The sequence below is a fragment of the Rhizobium binae genome (genome assembly GCF_017357225.1).
Lineage (GTDB): Bacteria > Pseudomonadota > Alphaproteobacteria > Rhizobiales > Rhizobiaceae > Rhizobium > Rhizobium binae.
Genome location: NZ_CP071611.1, coordinates 166,669 through 184,483, shown reverse-complemented (window position 1 = coordinate 184,483; position 17,815 = coordinate 166,669). Strand labels below are relative to the sequence as shown.

At 62.9% G+C, this 17,815-nt stretch carries 17 protein-coding genes and 1 pseudogene; 11 read left to right on the top strand and 7 right to left on the bottom strand.

Going from position 1 to position 17,815, the window contains the following annotated elements; all coding sequences use genetic code 11:
• Positions 1-2: 2 nt before the first annotated feature.
• The 4 genes from J2J99_RS33700 to J2J99_RS33685 form a co-directional block, all read right to left on the bottom strand.
• Positions 3-830 carry a carbohydrate ABC transporter permease gene (locus tag J2J99_RS33700; protein WP_168296302.1) on the bottom strand — a complete coding sequence of 276 codons (828 nt, stop codon included), beginning with the start codon at positions 828-830 and terminating at the stop codon, positions 3-5.
• Complete coding sequence (locus tag J2J99_RS33695) at positions 827-1,816, bottom strand: carbohydrate ABC transporter permease (RefSeq protein ID WP_246735348.1); 990 nt, start codon at positions 1,814-1,816, stop codon at positions 827-829. Before J2J99_RS33695 ends, J2J99_RS33700 begins: the two co-directional genes overlap by 4 nt.
• 5 nt (positions 1,817-1,821) lie before the next feature.
• On the bottom strand, positions 1,822-3,078 hold the full coding sequence (locus tag J2J99_RS33690) for an ABC transporter substrate-binding protein (RefSeq protein WP_168296300.1): 1,257 nt from the start codon (positions 3,076-3,078) through the stop codon (positions 1,822-1,824).
• 79 nt (positions 3,079-3,157) lie between these two features.
• A complete protein-coding gene (locus J2J99_RS33685; protein ID WP_168296299.1) occupies positions 3,158-3,811 on the bottom strand; it encodes a GntR family transcriptional regulator in 654 nt (217 codons plus the stop codon).
• Positions 3,812-3,941: 130 nt separating this feature from the next.
• Here J2J99_RS33685 and J2J99_RS33680 point away from each other — a divergent pair, with 130 nt between their 5' ends.
• The 5 genes from J2J99_RS33680 (at position 3,942) to J2J99_RS33660 (ending at position 8,075) form a co-directional block, all read left to right on the top strand.
• Positions 3,942-5,138, top strand: coding sequence for a Tm-1-like ATP-binding domain-containing protein (locus J2J99_RS33680; RefSeq protein ID WP_168296298.1), 1,197 nt, complete (start codon positions 3,942-3,944; stop codon positions 5,136-5,138).
• Positions 5,131-5,973, top strand: coding sequence for a phosphoenolpyruvate hydrolase family protein (locus tag J2J99_RS33675; protein ID WP_168296297.1), 843 nt, complete (start codon positions 5,131-5,133; stop codon positions 5,971-5,973). The genes J2J99_RS33680 and J2J99_RS33675 overlap by 8 nt, the downstream gene beginning before the upstream one ends.
• A 260-nt stretch (positions 5,974-6,233) precedes the next feature.
• A complete protein-coding gene (locus J2J99_RS33670; RefSeq protein ID WP_168296296.1) occupies positions 6,234-6,701 on the top strand; it encodes a universal stress protein in 468 nt (155 codons plus the stop codon).
• 133 nt (positions 6,702-6,834) lie between these two features.
• Positions 6,835-7,749 (top strand): DnaJ C-terminal domain-containing protein, encoded by a 915-nt coding sequence (locus tag J2J99_RS33665; RefSeq protein WP_097599637.1) that lies wholly within the window; start codon positions 6,835-6,837, stop codon positions 7,747-7,749.
• A 2-nt stretch (positions 7,750-7,751) separates the two neighbouring features.
• On the top strand, positions 7,752-8,075 hold the full coding sequence (locus J2J99_RS33660; protein ID WP_168296295.1) for a chaperone modulator CbpM: 324 nt from the start codon (positions 7,752-7,754) through the stop codon (positions 8,073-8,075).
• 11 nt (positions 8,076-8,086) lie between these two features.
• Here J2J99_RS33660 and J2J99_RS33655 read toward each other — a convergent pair whose 3' ends face one another.
• From J2J99_RS33655 to J2J99_RS33645, 3 genes are read right to left on the bottom strand one after another with little or no spacing between them, the layout of a single operon-like run.
• Positions 8,087-9,016, bottom strand: a complete 930-nt coding sequence (locus tag J2J99_RS33655) for a phosphatidate cytidylyltransferase (RefSeq protein ID WP_168296294.1) — start codon at positions 9,014-9,016, stop codon at positions 8,087-8,089.
• Positions 9,013-9,633, bottom strand: a complete 621-nt coding sequence (locus J2J99_RS33650; RefSeq protein ID WP_168296293.1) for a lysophospholipid acyltransferase family protein — start codon at positions 9,631-9,633, stop codon at positions 9,013-9,015. The genes J2J99_RS33655 and J2J99_RS33650 overlap by 4 nt, the downstream gene beginning before the upstream one ends.
• The gene (locus J2J99_RS33645; RefSeq protein WP_168296292.1) at positions 9,630-10,235 is read right to left on the bottom strand and encodes a CDP-alcohol phosphatidyltransferase family protein; all 606 of its coding nucleotides are present in this window, start codon (positions 10,233-10,235) and stop codon (positions 9,630-9,632) included. Before J2J99_RS33645 ends, J2J99_RS33650 begins: the two co-directional genes overlap by 4 nt.
• 334 nt (positions 10,236-10,569) lie before the next feature.
• Here J2J99_RS33645 and J2J99_RS33640 point away from each other — a divergent pair, with 334 nt between their 5' ends.
• The 6 genes and pseudogenes from J2J99_RS33640 (at position 10,570) to J2J99_RS33615 (ending at position 17,802) form a co-directional block, all read left to right on the top strand.
• The gene (locus tag J2J99_RS33640) at positions 10,570-11,556 is read left to right on the top strand and encodes a BMP family protein (RefSeq protein ID WP_168296291.1); all 987 of its coding nucleotides are present in this window, start codon (positions 10,570-10,572) and stop codon (positions 11,554-11,556) included.
• Positions 11,557-11,564: 8 nt separating this feature from the next.
• Positions 11,565-12,978: pseudogene (locus J2J99_RS33635) on the top strand (amidase).
• Positions 12,975-14,507 carry an ABC transporter ATP-binding protein gene (locus J2J99_RS33630; RefSeq protein ID WP_168296391.1) on the top strand — a complete coding sequence of 511 codons (1,533 nt, stop codon included), beginning with the start codon at positions 12,975-12,977 and terminating at the stop codon, positions 14,505-14,507. The pseudogene J2J99_RS33635 and the gene J2J99_RS33630 overlap by 4 nt, the downstream one beginning before the upstream one ends.
• Complete coding sequence (locus J2J99_RS33625) at positions 14,497-15,546, top strand: ABC transporter permease (protein WP_168296290.1); 1,050 nt, start codon at positions 14,497-14,499, stop codon at positions 15,544-15,546. The genes J2J99_RS33630 and J2J99_RS33625 overlap by 11 nt, the downstream gene beginning before the upstream one ends.
• Positions 15,543-16,487, top strand: a complete 945-nt coding sequence (locus J2J99_RS33620) for an ABC transporter permease (RefSeq protein ID WP_168296289.1) — start codon at positions 15,543-15,545, stop codon at positions 16,485-16,487. The genes J2J99_RS33625 and J2J99_RS33620 overlap by 4 nt, the downstream gene beginning before the upstream one ends.
• Before the next feature lie 25 nt (positions 16,488-16,512).
• Positions 16,513-17,802 (top strand): amidohydrolase family protein, encoded by a 1,290-nt coding sequence (locus J2J99_RS33615; RefSeq protein WP_168296288.1) that lies wholly within the window; start codon positions 16,513-16,515, stop codon positions 17,800-17,802.
• Positions 17,803-17,815 lie beyond the last annotated feature (13 nt).

The window sequence follows — 17,815 nt, the reverse complement described above, 5'->3', positions numbered from 1 at the left end:
GGTCAGCCCTTGATTGCCCCCTGGGTCAGCCCCTCGGTGAAACGGCGCTGCATCAGGATGTAGAGAAGAATGATCGGCAGGAATGAAATGACCGTCCCGGAGAAGACCAGGCGGTAATCCGACGCATAGGTGCTGGCGAAACGGACGAGCCCGAGCGGCAGCGTCTGCACTTCCGGACTGATCAGCACGATCAGCGGCAGGAAGAAATCGTTCCAGGTGGAGAGCGCGCTGATGATGACGAGCGCCTGCACCGCCGGCGTCGAGATTGGCAGGAAAACCTTGGTGAGGATCTGGACATGCGAGGCGCCGTCGATCGTCGCCGCTTCGATCAGTTCGTCCGGAACGCCGATGAAGAAGCTCCGCATGAGAAAGATGCCGAAGGGAATGCCATTGCTCACCTGCACCAGCACGATGCCGGTCAGCGTGTTGACGAGGTCGAGCCCGAAGAGCACCTGATAGAGCGGAATGACGATCGCCTGGACCGGTACGGTAAGGCCGAGGATGAAGGCGTAGAACAGCCATTCGCGGCCGGGAAAGCGGATCTTGGCCAGCGCATAGCCGGCCGGTGCGCAGGTGAGCAGCGACAGGATGACGACGCCGACGAGATTGATGAGGCTGTTGCCGACGAGATCGCCGAAGCCGCCGATCTGCCAGGCGTCGAGATAGTTCCGCCACATCAGGTCGGCGGGCCAGGTGAAGGGATCGGCTTGGCCGATCTCGGCTTCGGTCTTGAAACTGGAGATCAGCAGCCAGACGAAGGGGGCGAGGATCAGGATCAAGACAGGGGTCAGCGCCAGCGCCGCCGGCCATTCGCGATTGCGCATACTCATTGGGAAAGCCTCGCGCGCCAGCGGTTGAAGACAATGGTGATGACGATTGCCAGCAGGCTGAGCAGGATGCAGAGCACCGCCGCAAGCCCGTGATCCTGGGACTGGAAGGCAAGGCGGTAGATATAGGTGGTGATCAGTTCGCTCTGGTAGAATGGCCCGCCATTGGTCATGACGAAGACCGTGGCGAAGCCCTTCAGACCATTGATCATCGCCAGCGAGACGACGAAGGTCGTGACCTCGCGAAGCCCCGGCAGGGTTACATGGATCAGCTTCTCGAAGCTGTTGGCGCCGTCCACCTCAGCCGCATCGTAGAGCGAGCGGTCGATATTCTGCAGCCCGGCGATGAAGAGCAGCATGTAGAGGCCGAAACCCTGCCAGGAGCTTGCGACACTGACGGAAAAGAGCACCAGAGCGGGATCGGAAAGCCAGCCTTGCGTGAAGGAACCAAGCCCGATCCGCGTCAGGGCCGTGTTCAGGAGGCCGAAGAAGGGATCGTAGATATTGGCCCAGATGACGCCGACCACGGCCAGCGACACCAGATGCGGCAGGAAGAAGGCGGTGCGGAAGAAGACCTGGGTAAAACGCAGCCTGCTGACGGCGAGCGCCAGCAGCAGGCCGAGCCCGCCTGCCATCACCACATGGTAGGCGAGCCAGACGAAGGTGTGGACGAGGCTCTTCCAGACGATCGGGTCATGCGCCGCCTTGGCATAATTGCCGAAGCCGACGAAGTTCGCGGATGTGTTGAAACCGGCCGAGCTGTTGAAACTCAGCCAGAAAGTCGCGGCGATCGGCAGCAGGGTGAAGAGGGCGTAAAGGCCGAGCGCCGGCGCCATCAGCCAGAATGCGGTGCCGGCATCCCGATCGGCTGAGCCGGACCCGGCCGCCCGGCGTTTGGGCATACGGGCGAATGTGCCGCCCGTATGTCCTGCGCCGGCAGGGGCAGTGCTGAGAGAAACCACGGCCTTGCTGCCTGACGTTTTGGGCATGGCCACTATTTCGCCTCTTCCATCTTCGCCTGGATCTGCTTCATGCCGTCCTCACCACCGATCTGGCCGGAGATCAGGCCCTGGATGACCTGGAAATAGGTGTCGAGCACCGGCCCGGGCAGATAGACGCTCGGATTGTAGCCGACGCCGCCTGCGGCTGCGGCGAAGATCTCCTTCAGCACCGGGGTCGGCGGTTTGAGGCCGGGGATTTCGCGCGGATAGATCATCGTGCTTGCCGGATCCTGGGCACGCTTCTTCATCACGGCGTCCGACAGCATGAAGTCGATCCATTTCATCGCAAGTTCCGGCTGCCTCGAGTTGACAGGGATCAGCCAGCTCCAGCCGACGCCGCCGGTCGGCATCGCCGCGCCCTTGATGTCGGACGGCATCGGCGCATAACCGGCATTCGACAGGTCATAGCCGGCCTTGCGGGCATTGGCGGTGAACCAGGGGCCGGCAACGAACATGGCGGCGCGCTTATTGAACCAGAGGCGCGAGGCGCCGTCGAGGTCGAGACCCGCCATTTCCTTCTTGATGTCGCCTGCCTCGACCAGCTTCTGCAGCCGGATGGCGCCGGCAGCGACGGACGGGTCGTCCCAGGCAATCTCGCCACGTAGCGCCTTGCCGATCACCTCCTTGCCGCTCGCCGACTGCAGCAGGTTGCCGAAGAGATGACCGGCGCTGCCTGATGTGCGCGGGCCGATGGCGATCGGCTGCAGGCCAGTCTCCTCGATTGACTTCATCAGCGCTTCAAATTCGCTCCAGGTGGCTGGGATCTTCCAGCCGGCCTGCGCGAAAATGTCCTTGTGGTACCAGATGCCCAGCGCATCTAGCCCATCGGGAACCTCATAGATCTCGCCGCCGAACTGGCCCTTCAGTTCGGTGTAGAGCCAGGGATAGATCTTGTCCTTCCAGCCGCGTTTTTCATATTGCTCGGTGAGCGGGATCGCCTGCTTGGCATTTTTGACGACGCTGATGCGGCCGATGCCCGAGTTGGTGAGTATCACATCGGGTCCAGCATCCGACTGGATGGCGGCCTGCACGGCGCCGTTGCTGATAGTGCCGGTCGGCGGCATGAATTCGACGGTCACACCGGGATTGGCCTTTTCGAAATCGGCCTTGATGCCGTTCCAGAGCTGCGCGACCAGCGGCTCGGTGATCTGCTCCGGCCCCCACATTTTCAGGGTTTCGGCATGTGCGGCCAGCGAGCTTGCGGCGATCATCGCCGCCAGTGCGGTGCTGCGGGCAAGAAATTTCAGCATTGTTCCCTCCTCCGGGCCGCTCCATGGCCCATGTTTTTAGGTTGCTGAAGGAGACCTCCCTCTCCTTCATGTCTTTCGGCTAACCCTTCTGAAAGCGCGCCATGACGGCCTGCTGGACATCGCTGATATGCGCGTGCATCAGCGCCTTGGCGCGGGGAATGTCCCGCGCGCTGAAAGCCTGCAGGATCTGATCGCGCTCCTCAGCCGCCCTTTCGGCCAGATCACGGCTCTCATTGGCGATCGAGCGACAGATCTGAATCTGCAGTGCGAGCCGCGCCAGCGTTTCGATCAGCGGCGCGCTCCCCGAAAGCTCGGCGATGGTCTCGTGAAATTCCTTGTCGCGAATGCCGTAGGTTTCCATGTCGCCACGGCGCAATGCGGCCACTGCCTCATCCAGGATACGCTCAAAGTTTGCGATATGCCGATCGCTCATCTCAGGAACGGCGAGTTCGACGGCGAAGCATTCGAGCGTCTTGCGCAAATTATAGAGGTCGTCGATCTCTTTCGGCGTGAAGCTGCGCACGAAGAAGCCGCGATAGGGCTTGATCTCGATCAGCCCTTCCTTGGCGAGCGTGCCGATCGCCTCGCGGAATGGCGTGCGGCTGACCTGCAGGCGCTCCGTCAGTTCTTTTTCGTCGATCGAGACGCCGCTCGGCAGCTCGCCCGAGACGATCAGGCGAACGATTTCCTCGTAGATCCGCTCGCGAAGGGTGAGGTGGCGCGGTGCGTTCATGGTTTTCAATTCCGTCTGGCGTTGCTAATTTAAGTATGCAATATGCGAAAGAATATACAATATGAAAAATACAAAAACAGGAATTTTGTCGAAAGCTCACAGGGAAAGTTGGAAAAGAGGAGGAAACACAATGGGAAAGGTCTATATCGTCGGCACCTGCGACACCAAGAGTGCGGAACTGAATTACGCCAAGGAGGTGGTTGTTTTAGCCGGCGCCGATACCATTCTGGTCGATGTCGGAACGCTCGGGGATAGCGCCGGCGCCGATATCCGGGCGCGGGAAGTGGCCGAATTCCATCCCGGGGGCGCGGCGGCCGTGCTGGGGCAGACCGATCGGGGAGCGGCCGTTTCGGCCATGGCCAAGGCGCTGACGGCATTCCTGACATCGCGCGGCGACATCGGCGCCATTCTCGGTCTCGGCGGTACCGGCAATACCGCGCTCGTCACGGAGGCGATGCGCGCACTTCCCGTCGGCCTGCCGAAACTGATGGTCTCGACGGTTGCCTCCGGCAATGTCGCGCCCTATGTCGGGCCGAACGATCTCACCATGATGTATTCGGTCGTCGATGTCGCCGGGCTGAACGCGATTTCGCGCCGGGTGATCGGCAATGCGGCGAACGCGGCGGCCGGCATGGCCCGCAATCCCATCCCCACCTCGAGCAATGATCGGCCGGGCATCGGCATGACCATGTTCGGCGTTACCACCCCCTGCGTCACGCAGATCCGTGAGATGCTCGGCGAAACGCACGAAATCTACGTCTTCCACGCGACCGGCGTCGGTGGCCAGTCGATGGAGAAACTTGCCGATTCCGGTCTGCTGCAGGGCGTGATCGATGTGACGACGACGGAGGTTCCGGATCTCCTCGTCGGCGGCGTCTTTCCGGCGACCACGGATCGCTTCGGCGCGATCATCCGCACCCGCCTGCCCTATGTCGGCTCGGTCGGCGCTGTCGATATGGTGAATTTCGGCGCGCGCGAAACCGTGCCGGCGCCTTTCCGCGATCGCAAGCTGCATGTCCATAACGCGCAGGTGACACTGATGCGAACCACGCCGGAAGAGAACAGCAGGATCGGCGCCTTCATCGTCGACCGGCTCAACCGAATGCAGGGGCCGGTCCGCTTCCTGCTGCCGCTGCAAGGCGTTTCTGCGATCGATGCCGCCGGCCAGCCCTTCCACGATCCGGACGCCGACGCGGCGCTGTTTTCGGCCATCCGCGCCGGCTGGCGCGATGCGGAAAACAGGCGTCTCGTCGAGATCGACGCCCATATCAACAGCCCGGAATTCGCCGCAGCACTCGTCGCCAATTTCCATGAGATCCATGCCTGAGGAGAGAGCTTTGACCCGCATCGACAGAAACGACATCCTGAACAAGCTTCGTCGCAAGATCGCCGAGGGCCGGCCAATCATCGGCGGCGGCGCCGGCACTGGCCTTTCCGCCAAGAGCGAGGAGGCCGGCGGCATCGACCTGATCGTGATCTACAATTCCGGCCGTTACCGGATGGCCGGGCGGGGCTCGCTGGCCGGTCTGCTCGCCTATGGCAATGCCAATGAGATCGTCAGGGAGATGGGCCGCGAGGTTCTGCCCGTCGTGCGCCACACGCCGGTGCTTGCCGGCGTCAACGGCACCGATCCCTTCATACTGCCCGACCACTTCCTCGATGAGTTGAAGGCGATGGGCTTTGCCGGCATCCAGAATTTCCCCACCGTCGGGCTGATAGACGGCACCTTCCGCGCCAATCTCGAAGAAACCGGCATGGGCTTCGATCTCGAGATCGACATCATCGCCCGCGCCCACGCCAAGGACATGCTGACCACCCCGTACGTCTTCAGCAGTGGTGACGCGATTGCCATGACCAAAGCCGGTGCCGATATCGTGGTCTGCCATCTCGGCCTGACCACTGGCGGCGCGATCGGCGCCGAAACGGCGCTGACGCTGGACGGATGCGTGGAGAAGGTCAATGAATGGGCTGATGCAGCGCGCTCGGTGCGCGACGACGTCATCGTCCTCTGCCACGGAGGCCCGATTGCCATGCCCGCGGATGCGGCCTACGTGCTCGCCCGCTGCAAGGGTTGCAACGGTTTCTATGGCGCAAGTTCGATGGAGCGGTTGCCGACCGAGGTCGCGATCCGGGCGCAGGTCGAGGACTTCGCAAAGATATAGGCGCGGCTTCGGACCGGCCGCATGCCAACTGCCGGCGTATTGAAACGGCCGCCGGCAGCGGCGATGAGCTATGGCATCACCATTGCGCCGGAGGCCCTTACGCCGCTGCCGTCGAATCGGGCGACAATGCGACTGGAGCCCCGTCTCTAGACGGCGATAGCAACCACATGGCGGCAGCCCGGCTTGACTTTAGTCAAAGCTGGCGCTGTCGATCGCGCTATGATGACGGCAATGACTCGCATTCGAGGATATTGATCTCAATGTATCGCACGATAATCTGCTGCATCGGCATGGGCTCGAGACAGACAGCTAACCGTCTATTGCGCCGGGCTGCGGCGCTGGGGGACGAAGGCGGAACGATCGTCGTCATGCACGTCATCGAGAATATTCCGCATCGCCACCTGACCGACATCCCCGAAGAATTCGAGACGGCTGCCATTATCGACGCTGAACGGAAACTTGCGGCACTGTGCAAGGAGCTTGACGTCCCGGCGGTGATCGAGGTGCGCGTCGGCGTTGCTGCGTCGCTACTCGTGTCAGCCGCAAGGGAGAGAGCGGCCGATCTCATCCTGCTGTCATCCCACGTGCCCGATATCACCGACTATGTTTTCTCCTCGATCGTCGGGAAGGTCGTACGTCATGCCGGGTGCTCGGTTCTCATCGACCGACGCCTCGATCATGCCGGTGAAGCCTCGGCGGCTCAAACAGAAGGCGTCGCTTCGCTCTGATCCTGGCGAGCCTCCGCCTATCATGGCACGACGGGCTTTTTGACGTTTGCCCGCCCCCTCCCCTCCGGCGGCCGGGCAACCTATATCAATCCCAGCCCAACCAGCAGTATTCACTGCCCGACCGGAGATATGCATGAGCCAGGATCCCTATGAGCTTCTGGGCGTGAAGCGGGACGCGACGCAGAAGGATATTCAGAGCGCGTTCCGCAAGCTCGCCAAGAAACTTCACCCCGACCTGAACCCCGGCGACAAACACGCCGAGGACAGGTTCAAGGAAATTTCGACCGCTTACGAGATTTTGAGCGATGAGGAGAAGCGCGGCCGCTTCGACCGCGGCGAGATCGATATGTCGGGCGCCGAGCGGGCCCAGCGCAGCTATTATCGCGACTATGCCTCCTCAAGCGGCCCCGACGATCCCTATCACAACAGTGCCGGCTTCGCCGATTTCGGCGATGCCGACGATATTTTTGCTAACTTCTTTTCGCGCCGCACCGGCGGTGGTCGGTCGCGGAGCCATGGTCAGGACCGGCGGTTCTCCATGGAGGTCGATTTCCTCCAGGCCGTCAACGGCGCCAGAACCGAAGTCAAGCTTCCCGATGGACCCGCACTTGAGGTGCAAATTCCACCGGGAACCCGCGACGGCCAGACCTTGCGGCTGCGCGGCAAGGGTGAGCCGGGCATCGGAGGCGGGCCGGCTGGCGATGCGCTGATCGAAATTCATGTGCGCCCGCATCGCTTCTTCACGCGCGACGGCGACGACATTCGCCTGGAGCTGCCGATTTCGCTCAGTGAAGCGGTGCTCGGGGGCAAGGTTCGCGCACCGACGCCTTCCGGAGCTGTCAGCCTGACGCTGCCGCCGCATTCCAACACCGGTAAGGTCCTGCGTCTCAAGGGCAAGGGCGTGCCGAAACGCGGCGGTGGGCACGGCGACGTCTATGTTTCGCTGAAGATCGTATTGCCCGATCGCCCTGACGATCGGCTCACGTCTCTTGTGCAGGAATGGGCGGCCGCACATCCATACGATCCGAGAAAGAACATGGAGGCCTGATCATGGATGATCTCGAATTCCGTCTTTACTTGAAAATCGACGTCGTCCAACTCGATTTCTGGATCGAACAGGGCTGGCTGATCCCGGAGACATCGAGCGGTCAGCGACAATTTCGCGACGCTGACGTCGCCCGCGCAAGGCTCATTCTGGACCTGATGGGAAACATGGGCGTCAACGAAGCCGGCGTGGATATCGTCATGGAGCTGGTGGACGAGCTGCATGGGCTGCGGGGAACGATGGCCAGGCTGATGACAGCGATTGGCAGACAGGAGCGGGATGTTCAGCGCCGGCTGTTCGAGATCCTGGAGGATATCGATGGGTCTTGATTAGACGGCGCCTAGGTCGTGAACCAATAGCGGACGATATGGAAGAACAGCGGCGCTGAGAATGTGATGGAATCCAGGCGGTCGAGCACGCCGCCATGGCCCTCGATCACATAGCCCCAGTCCTTGGCGTTGAGATCGCGTTTGATCGCCGAGAGCACGAATCCGCCGAAGAAGCCCGCAACGACGATGACCGTGCTGACGGCCGCCGCCTGCAGAGGCGAGAACGGCGTCAGGCGATAGAGCAAGGTTCCGACGAGGATGGCGGAGGCGCCGCCGCCGATGAGGCCTTCGAGCGTTTTCGAGGGGCTGATGTTCGGTGAGAAGCGGTGTTTTCCCAGGAGCTTGCCCCAGACATACTGGAAGACGTCGCTGAGCTGCACCACGATCACAAGATAGACGAGGAGAAGCGCCGAGGGCGTGCCGGCCTGCAGCATGAGGAGCGCCGGGGCATGGCTGATCGAATAAACGGTCAGCATCAATCCCCATTGCACCCTGGCGGTGCGCGCAAGGAACTCGTTGACGTCGCCCGTGAGCGTTGCCACCGCCGGCAGGATCAGGAAGGCATAGACCGGAATGAAAATCGAAAAGAGGCCGTACCATAGCGTTCCGAGCAGGACATATTGCACTGGCAGAACGACGAAGAAGGACAGGAACAAAGCTAGGTGATCGCCGCGCCGGGATGGCGTCAGCGTCCAGAATTCGCGGAGCGCCATGAAGGACAGAAACCCGAACAGGATGACCACCGCGGTATCCCCGAGCAGGATCGCGCCGCCGAAGATCGCGACCATGAGCCACCAGGAGCGGATGCGGGCATTGAGGTTCTGGACGGTGGCGACGGAGCCGGGTTCGGTCGCCCGCCGCTGCAGGATGAAACCGATGGCGGAAGCGACGGCGAGCAGGCCGAGGATCGCGGCAAGGACGACGGAGAAAAGGCTGGTCATGCGGTGCGCTCTCCGTCTGCCAGCTCGATGATCGCGGCGCGGGCACGGGCCAGGAATGCGTCCTTGCCTTCGTCCGGTTCGACGCGCAGCGGCTTGCCGAACCGCGCCGTGCAGGTGATCGGCACGATCAGTATGCTTCCCTTCGGCAGGATGCGCTGCAGATTGTCGAGATGGATCGGCACGAGATCGACATCGGGGAAGCGGCAGGCAAGCCGATAGATTCCGCTGCGGAATGGGGCAATCTCTTCGGTGGCGCTTCTCGTCCCTTCCGGAAAAATCAGGATCGAACGCCCTTCCTCGAGCAGACGCTCGAGCGGCTCGAGCGGGTTGCTGTCCGGCAGAGGCTTGCGGTCGATCAGAACGGCGCGCAAGCCTTTCTCCGCGATAAAACGGCGAAAGGCGCTGGTTCCCCAATAGTCGCGCGCCGCAACCGGATGGGTCAGCCGCCGCACCTGGTACGGCAGGGCGGCCATGACGGCGACCGTATCGACATGGCTGTTGTGATTGGCGAAATAGATGCGGCGGCGCGTGTCGGGCGCGCAGCCCTGCCACTCGCTTCGGGCGCCGACCATGATGCGGACGAACAACACAAGGAGGCGACGGACAAGAGCGGTCATAGACTCTCCAGCGAATGGGAAAGCGTTATCGTACGAGTGATGCAGGTGACGAGGCTGCCGGTCGCGATGATGGCTGAGCTCAGGATCAGCGACCAATGGCTGGCGGTAACAAGGCCGGCGGTCAGCACCGCCATGCGGCGCTGCTTGGACATGATGCCGCTGAAGTCCTGAGCAAGACCGACCGATCCTCCGAAGACCCTGACATAGGCGGTGAGTGCGGCAAGCAGCACGGACAACCAGCCGAGCCAGGGAAAGCCGCAGGCATAACCGGCCGTGACGAGCAGCAGGCTGTCGGCCACCCGGTCGGGAAATTCATTGTAGATCGCCCCGCGCTTGGTTTTCTTGCCGCCTTCGATTGCGACCATTCCGTCGAGCAGGTTGCAGACCAGCCGCAACTGCACCGACACGGCCGCGCCGATCATCGCGATCGGATGGGTTGTGAGCACAATCAGCGCCGCGCCGATGGCGGCAAACAGGATCGAGAAGAGCGAAATGCTGTTCGGCGTCACACCGCTGGGCGCCAGCCACGCGCTCATGGCGATCGCCCAGGACGACGACCGGCTCGCGATCGGCCGCCGCGACGCGTCCTCTTCTTCACCCATTTATTGTTTCCCCACCCCAATAGCCTCTGCATACCCTGCCGATGCCGCCGCGCCAAGCCTTACAGATCCGGTCGGAGCCGCTCGCCCCGAACGAAGGACGCGCTTCGTGAAGCGAAAAATCTCAACCGAAAAGCGCGGCGGCAACGGGGACGCAGCCTGCCACGCCGCGTTCCTTGCGCCAAGTCGAGACGCCATCGGGACGCCGAAAAAAATCGGCGTGCAATGAAAGGCCGGCGGAGGCGATCAGCCTGATTTTTAAGCCCCTTCTCTCCTTGACACATTTTTAGGCGCTACTATGATTTTGAACCAGATGGTAAAAAAAGGGGAGCAATCGATGACCAAAGACATCCTGATTTCACGCCGGGCAGTGATCGCATCGGGCATTGCGCTCGGAGTCAGCAGCTTCGCCCCGCTCGCAAGGGCTGCCGCCCCGCTGAAAGTTGCCGGCATTCATGCGTCGCCGGTCGAAAACGCCTGGAATTCCTGTCTTCATAAGGCCCTCCAGGACGCTGCCAAGGAAGGCGTGATCGAATATGTCTTTTCCGAAGGTGTCTCCGGCACCGATTATCCGCGCGCCATGCGCGAATATGCCGAACAGGGCAGCAAGCTGATCATCGGCGAAGCCTATGCGGTGGAGAAGGAGGCCCGGCAGGTTGCGGCCGACTATCCCGAGACCGCCTTCGTGCTGGGCTCGAGCGGCGAGCAGGCCGGCGACAACTTCGGCGTCTTCGGCACGTGGAATCATGACGGCGCCTATCTCGCCGGCATGCTTGCGGGCAAGATGACCAAGTCGAACGTCGTCGGTTCGGTCGGCGCCATTCCGATCCCCGAGGTCAACATGCTGATCAACGCCTTTGCCGCGGGCGTCAAGGCTGTCAATCCCGACGCAAAGCACCTGGTCTCGTTCATAGGCACCTTCTTCGATCCGCCGAAGGCCCGCGAGGCCGGTCTTGCCCAGATCGATGCCGGCGCCGATATCCTGTTCGGCGAGCGCATCGGCACGGCCGATGCCGCCAAGGAACGCGGCATCAAGTCGGTCGGCTCGCTGGTCAATTACACGCCGCGTTATCCGGACACGGTGTTTGCCAACGCCATGTGGTATTTCCGCCCGATCCTCAATGCCGCGATCGCCGATGTCGCTGCCGGCAAACCAGTCGGGAGGAACTACACGTCTTACGGTCTGATGAAGGAAGGCGGCAGCGATATCGTCTTCGTCAAGGGCGTGGCGCCTGCCGAGGCGGAGGCCGCGATGGAAGCCAAGCGGGCGGAGATCAAGGCAGGCACCTTCGAAGTTCCGAAGATGATGGAAGAGCCCAAGTAGTTCGCCCCATGCAGGGCGATGCGACGGAACTGGCGGCAGCGATCAGGCATGGCAACCTGAGCGCTGCAGAAGCGTTGCAGATATCCCTCGAGGCCGCCGCGCGGCATGAGCCGCTCGGGGCGATCGCCTATCTCGACGGCGCCGTGGGTTTCGCCGCGGCGCAGGCCTGTGACCGGGAGCGGCAGAGCGCGCCCGAGCGTTTCTCGGCGCGGCCCTTTGCCGGCGTGCCGACCTTGGCGAAGGATCTTGGCGGTCCCTTCCGCGGTCTGCCGGTAACGGCCGGTTCCCGCCTCTTTGAGAGAAAAGGCGGCGGAGCCGACTCCGATCTGGCTTTGCGGTTCCGCGAGGCCGGCTTCTGTCTGTTCGGACTGACGACGAGCCCCGAATTCGGCCTTTCGCTCGCCAGCGAACCGGCAATCGGGCCTGTCTGTCGCAACCCGCTCGATTCGGCCCGTACCGCCGGCGGCTCGTCGGGCGGTGCGGCGGCAGCGGTTGCCGCCGGGGTCGTCGCGATTGCTCATGCCACCGATGCCGGCGGCTCCATCCGCGTGCCCGCCGCCTGTTGCGGTCTCGTCGGAATGAAGCCGACCCGTGGCGCTATCCCCGGCGGACCTTCTTTCGGCAACCACCTTGCCGGCATCGCGAGCGAACTTGCGGTCTGCCGCTCGGTGCGGGATACGGCACTGATCTTCAGCAGTCTGAGCGGCAATGCACGCGGACCCGTCCCGGATTCCCCTCCCATCGATTTTACCAATGGCCGTTTGCGGATCGGCCTGTTGACCGATACCGGACCGACGCATCCGACCGATGGCGATCGCCTTGCGGCCGTCACGGAGGCGGCACGTGCGCTCGAGGCGGACGGGCACGTCATCGTTCCATTGGCCTGGGCGGACCTTGAATGGAGCGTCGCAGCCAGCAGCCGTGCCTTCGCCGATATCGTTTCGGTCAATCTCGCCGCCCTCATCGAGGCGGCAGTGCTCGAAGAAAGCAGGGCGGAGCCTCTCACGCAGGCTTTTGCGATGCGCGGACGGGGCGCTTTCGGCCGCCAGGCTCTGGCAGACGCTGAAGGATGCAGTCCTGGTGAGCCACGCGGTCTGGAGGCTGTTCGACACGGTCGATTGCATCCTGATGCCGATGCTCGCCGCCGCACCCCTTGCGATCGGCTCCTTTCCGTCCGATCATGGCGACATCGATCTGCATCTGGAGCGAATGACTGCGTTTGCGCCGCTTGCCTGCCTTGCCAATGTTTCGGGTTTTCCTGCTTTGACGCTGCCTTTCGGACAGGATGAGCATGCCATGCCGCTACCAGTGCAGCTCATGATGCCGATGGGTCACGAGCCGGGGCTTCTGACGCTTGCGGCACGCCTGGAGGCCGAGGGGCGATGGCAGCACCGTTTTCCGGTGGCGGGGTTGCCGTCATGACCGGGCCTGTTCTCGAGATTGTCGGCGTCAGCAAACGCTTCGGCGCCAACCTTGCCAATGACGATATTTCCATGACGCTGGCCTGGGGCGAGGTCGTTGCCCTGCTCGGCGAGAACGGCGCGGGCAAGACCACGCTGATGAGCATCCTTTTTGGCCATTACATGCCGGATGCCGGCCGAATTCTGATCGACGGCGTCGAGCTGCCGCAGGGCAAGCCGCGCGCGGCGATCCGCGCTGGCGTCGGCATGGTGCATCAGCATTTCTCGCTCGCGCCCAATTTGACGGTCCTTGAAAATGTCATGACCGGCACGGAGGGACTATGGTCCTGGCGTTCGGCAACGTCAGCGGCGCGCAAGAAGCTCCTGGCCATTTCCGAGCGCTTCGGCCTCACGGTTGATCCTGACGCTCGCCTTGGCGATCTGTCGGTCGGCGAGCAGCAGCGAGTGGAAATCCTCAAGGCGCTCTACAACGACGCCCGCATCCTCATCCTCGACGAGCCGACGGCGGTGCTGACCAACATCGAGGCCGAGCGGCTGTTCACGACGCTGAAGGAAATGGCCCGCCAGGGCCTGTCGTTGATCTTCATCTCGCACAAGCTCGATGAGGTCATGGCTGCGGCCGACCGCATCGTCGTCTTACACGGCGGCAAGATGGTCGCCGAACGCAGGGCAGCGGAAACTAGCAAGGCGGAACTCGCCGAACTGATGGTCGGGCATCGCGTAACGCGGCCCGTTCGCGAACCGTCGACACCTGGCGCCGTTGCACTCGAGGCTTCGGGCGTGACCGTGCGAATTGGCGGCATCGATCGTCTGAAATCGATCAGCTTTCGGCTGCACCAGGGAGAGATCCTCGGCATTATCGGCGTTTCGGGCAATGGCCAGGCGGCGTTGGCGCATCTTCTTTCCGGCACGCTGGCGCGCAGCTGCGGCGACCTCAGGCTGTTCGGCGAAGTGGTCGGCAATCTTGACGTCGCCGATGTCGTCGAAGCCGGCATCGGCCGCATTCCCGAGGACCGCAACCATGAGGGTGTGATCGGCGAAATGGCCATCTGGGAAAATGCCGTGCTGGAGCGCATCGCTTCGCCCGCCTTCTCGCGCCGCGGCCTCGTCAACCGCAAGGCCGGCATGGCCTTTGCGCGCGAGATCATCGACGGCTTCGACGTTCGCGGCGGCGGCCCGGCAACCCGCACGCGGCTGCTGTCCGGCGGCAATATGCAAAAGCTCATTCTCGGGCGCAGTCTCTATCGGCGGCCGCGCATCCTGATCGCGGCGCAGCCTGCGCGCGGCCTCGATGAAGGTGCGGTTGCCGCCGTGCATGCGCGCCTGCTGGAAGCTCGCCGGCAGGGGACTGCGGTGCTGCTGATCTCGGAGGATCTTGACGAGGTGATCGCGCTTGCAGACCGCATACAGGCGATCGTCGGCGGCCGGCTGTCGCCGCCCGTCAATGCCGATGGCGCCGACGCCCGTAGGCTGGGGCTGATGATGGCCGGCGAATGGCAAGAGACCCGCGAGCCCGATCATGCGATTTGAGCGCCGCGAGCACCGCCCGCTTTACCTGCTGATCGCCACACCCGTCATCGCCATCATCGGGGCGCTGGCGCTGGCGGGCATCTTGATCTCGATCGCCGGCGCACCTGTTCTCGACGCCTATTGGCGCATCCTGACCGGCGCCTTCGGTTCGCGGCTTTCGGCGACCGAAACACTGACGCGGGCGACGCCACTGATGCTGACCGGACTTGCCGCCGCCGTCGCTTTCCGCGCGCGGCTCTGGAATATCGGCGCCGAGGGCCAGTTCTATCTCGGCGCCATCGCCGTTGCGGCGGCAAGCTCGAAACTGCTCGGCAATCTTCCGGCACCCATTCTCATTCCGCTACTGCTGCTGGTTGGTGCCATTGCCGGCATGGTGCTGATCTTGATCCCGCTGTGGCTGAGGTTGCGCTTTTCCGTCGATGAGGTCGTCACAAGCCTGCTGATGAATTTCATCGCCGTGCTGTTCGTCTCGATGCTGATAGACGGCGTGCTCAAGGATCCGCTCGCCTTCGGCTGGCCGCAGTCGCAGTCCGTCAGCGATCATGCCATGCTGGCGAAGCTGATCGCCCGCTCGCGCCTGCATATCGGATTTGCCATCGCGATCTTGCTGGCGATCGTCATTCACTTCATCCAGTCCCGCACCGTATTTGGCATGCAGTCGCGCGCCGCGGGCCTCAATCCTGCCGGTGCGGTTTTTGCTGGTGTGCCGCTCGGAAGAACATTGGTGAAGGTTGCCTGTCTCTCCGGTGGGCTTGCAGGGCTTGCAGGCGCAATCGAAGTGATGGGCGTCAAGGGGTATGTGACGACCGACCTGTCGCCCGGTTTCGGCTATGCCGGCATCGTGGTGGCGATGCTTGCCAACCTCAATCCGCTCGGTGTGGTCTTCGCCGCCATTTTCACGGCCACGATGTTCGTCGGCGCCGACGGCATGAGCCGGGGTCTCGGCATCCCGACCTATATTGCCGATGTCACGGTGGCGCTGTCGCTGCTGACGATGCTGATCGCATTGTTCTTCACCCAGTACAGGATAAGGCGATGACGCAACTGTTCGATATCATCGCCTCCGCCGGGCTATGGGCGGCAATCCTGCGGATCGCCACACCGCTGATTTTCGGCACGCTCGGCGCCCTGCTCTGTGAACGGGCCGGCGTGCTCAATCTCGGCATCGAAGGCATCATGACTTTCGGCGCGATGATCGGCTGGCTATCCGTCTATCATGGCGCCGATCTCTGGACCGGCCTGCTGATTGCTGCGATCGCCGGCGGTGTCTTCGGCCTGCTGCATGCGGGGCTAACGGTGACGCTTGGCCTCTCGCAGCATGTCGCCGGTCTCGGCGTCACCCTCTTTGCGTCGAGCTTCAGCTATTATGTTTTCCGGCTGATCGTGCCGCTTGCCAATACGCCGCCGACCATCGTGCCGTTCCAGCCGATCGCCATCCCCGGCCTCTCGACGCTGCCGTTCGTCGGCCCGGCCTTCTTTACGCAGACGGCGCCGACCTATCTTGCGATCCTGATTGCCCTCTTGATGGCCTACATCTTTTTCCGCACGCCCGTGGGGCTTGCGATCCGCATGACCGGAGAGAACCCGCACGCGGCGGAAGCCCAGGGCGTCAATCCGATGAAGGTGCGTTACGGCGCGGTCATCGCCGGAAGCGCGCTGATGGGAATGGGCGGCGCCTTCCTGACCTTGTCGGCGTTCAACAGCTTCTTCCCGACCATGGTGCAGGGGCGCGGCTGGATCTGCATCGCGCTCGTCGTCTTCGCGTCTTGGCGGCCGGGCCGCGCGCTGTTCGGGGCCCTGCTCTTCGCCTTCTTCGATGCCTTTCAGCTTCGGCTGCAGACGGCGCTGAGCGGCCTCGTGCCCTATCAGCTTTTCCTGATGACGCCCTATATCCTTTCCATTGCCGCTCTTGCCATCATGGCCCGCCGCGCCCGCGTCCCGCAGGCGCTGATGCAGCCCTATCGTCGCGGCGAGCGGTGAGGCCGCCTTTTCCAACGAGGTTCCGATGTTCGATCTAATCGTCAGAAACGCAAATCTCCCCGATGGCCGCACCGGCATCGACATCGGCATCGAGGGCGACAGGATCATTGCCGTCGAGCGCGATCTGCAGGCGCAGGCGCCGGAGGAAATCGAGGCAAGCGGCAGGCTGGTCAGCCCGCCGTTCGTCGATCCGCATTTTCACATGGACGCCACGCTGTCGCTCGGCCTGCCGCGGATGAACGTCTCCGGCACACTGCTCGAGGGCATCGCGCTCTGGGGAGAGTTGCGTCCGATCGTGACGAAGGAGGAATTGGTCGACCGCGCGCTGCGCTATTGCGATCTCGCGGTCACGCAGGGTCTGCTTTTCATCCGCAGCCATGTCGATACGAGTGATCCTAGACTGGTGACCGTCGAGGCGATGATCGAAGTCCGCGAAAGGGTCGCGCCCTACATCGATCTGCAATTGGTCGCCTTTCCCCAGGACGGTTATTACCGCTCGCCTGGCGCGATCGACGCGCTCAACCGGGCGCTCGATATGGGCGTCGACATTGTCGGCGGCATTCCTCACTTCGAACGGACGATGGGCGACGGCACGGCGTCGGTCGAGGCGCTCTGCCGTATCGCCGCCGATCGCGGTCTGCCGGTCGACATGCATTGCGACGAAACCGACGATCCGCTCTCGCGCCATATCGAGACGCTGGCCGCGCAAACCATCCGCTTCGGCCTGCAAGGACGTGTCGCCGGCTCGCATCTGACCTCGATGCATTCGATGGACAATTATTATGTTTCCAAGCTCATTCCGCTGATGGCAGAGGCGGAGATCAACGTAATTCCCAATCCGCTGATCAACATCATGCTGCAGGGCCGGCACGATACCTATCCGAAACGCCGCGGCATGACCCGGGTCCGCGAGCTGATGGATGCCGGGCTGAATGTCTCCTTCGGGCACGATTGCGTCATGGATCCGTGGTATTCAATGGGGTCCGGCGACATGCTGGAGGTCGGCCACATGGCGATCCATATCGCGCAGATGGCTGGCATCGACGACAAGAAAAGGATCTTCGACGCCCTGACCGTCAATTCGGCGAAGACGATGGGGCTTGCAGGCTACGGGCTGGAGAAAGGTTGCAATGCGGACCTCGTCATCCTCCAGGCGAACGATACGCTGGAGGCACTGCGGCTGAGGCCGAACCGGCTGGCCGTCGTGCGTCGCGGCAAGGTCGTCGCCCGCACGGCGCCGCGCATCGGCGAGCTTGCTCTGAACGGGCGTCCGGCCCGGATCGACTCCGGTCTGGACTACGTACCTCGCTATTGAGAAGTGGCGGCGC

Coding starts and splice junctions, on each gene's coding strand:
- J2J99_RS33700 (WP_168296302.1), bottom strand. CDS start 830: ATGAGTATGCGCAATCGCGAATGGCCGGCGGCGCTGGCGCTGACCCCT.
- J2J99_RS33695 (WP_246735348.1), bottom strand. CDS start 1,816: ATGCCCAAAACGTCAGGCAGCAAGGCCGTGGTTTCTCTCAGCACTGCC.
- J2J99_RS33690 (WP_168296300.1), bottom strand. CDS start 3,078: ATGCTGAAATTTCTTGCCCGCAGCACCGCACTGGCGGCGATGATCGCC.
- J2J99_RS33685 (WP_168296299.1), bottom strand. CDS start 3,811: ATGAACGCACCGCGCCACCTCACCCTTCGCGAGCGGATCTACGAGGAA.
- J2J99_RS33680 (WP_168296298.1), top strand. CDS start 3,942: ATGGGAAAGGTCTATATCGTCGGCACCTGCGACACCAAGAGTGCGGAA.
- J2J99_RS33675 (WP_168296297.1), top strand. CDS start 5,131: ATGCCTGAGGAGAGAGCTTTGACCCGCATCGACAGAAACGACATCCTG.
- J2J99_RS33670 (WP_168296296.1), top strand. CDS start 6,234: ATGTATCGCACGATAATCTGCTGCATCGGCATGGGCTCGAGACAGACA.
- J2J99_RS33665 (WP_097599637.1), top strand. CDS start 6,835: ATGAGCCAGGATCCCTATGAGCTTCTGGGCGTGAAGCGGGACGCGACG.
- J2J99_RS33660 (WP_168296295.1), top strand. CDS start 7,752: ATGGATGATCTCGAATTCCGTCTTTACTTGAAAATCGACGTCGTCCAA.
- J2J99_RS33655 (WP_168296294.1), bottom strand. CDS start 9,016: ATGACCAGCCTTTTCTCCGTCGTCCTTGCCGCGATCCTCGGCCTGCTC.
- J2J99_RS33650 (WP_168296293.1), bottom strand. CDS start 9,633: ATGACCGCTCTTGTCCGTCGCCTCCTTGTGTTGTTCGTCCGCATCATG.
- J2J99_RS33645 (WP_168296292.1), bottom strand. CDS start 10,235: ATGGGTGAAGAAGAGGACGCGTCGCGGCGGCCGATCGCGAGCCGGTCG.
- J2J99_RS33640 (WP_168296291.1), top strand. CDS start 10,570: ATGACCAAAGACATCCTGATTTCACGCCGGGCAGTGATCGCATCGGGC.
- J2J99_RS33630 (WP_168296391.1), top strand. CDS start 12,975: ATGACCGGGCCTGTTCTCGAGATTGTCGGCGTCAGCAAACGCTTCGGC.
- J2J99_RS33625 (WP_168296290.1), top strand. CDS start 14,497: ATGCGATTTGAGCGCCGCGAGCACCGCCCGCTTTACCTGCTGATCGCC.
- J2J99_RS33620 (WP_168296289.1), top strand. CDS start 15,543: ATGACGCAACTGTTCGATATCATCGCCTCCGCCGGGCTATGGGCGGCA.
- J2J99_RS33615 (WP_168296288.1), top strand. CDS start 16,513: ATGTTCGATCTAATCGTCAGAAACGCAAATCTCCCCGATGGCCGCACC.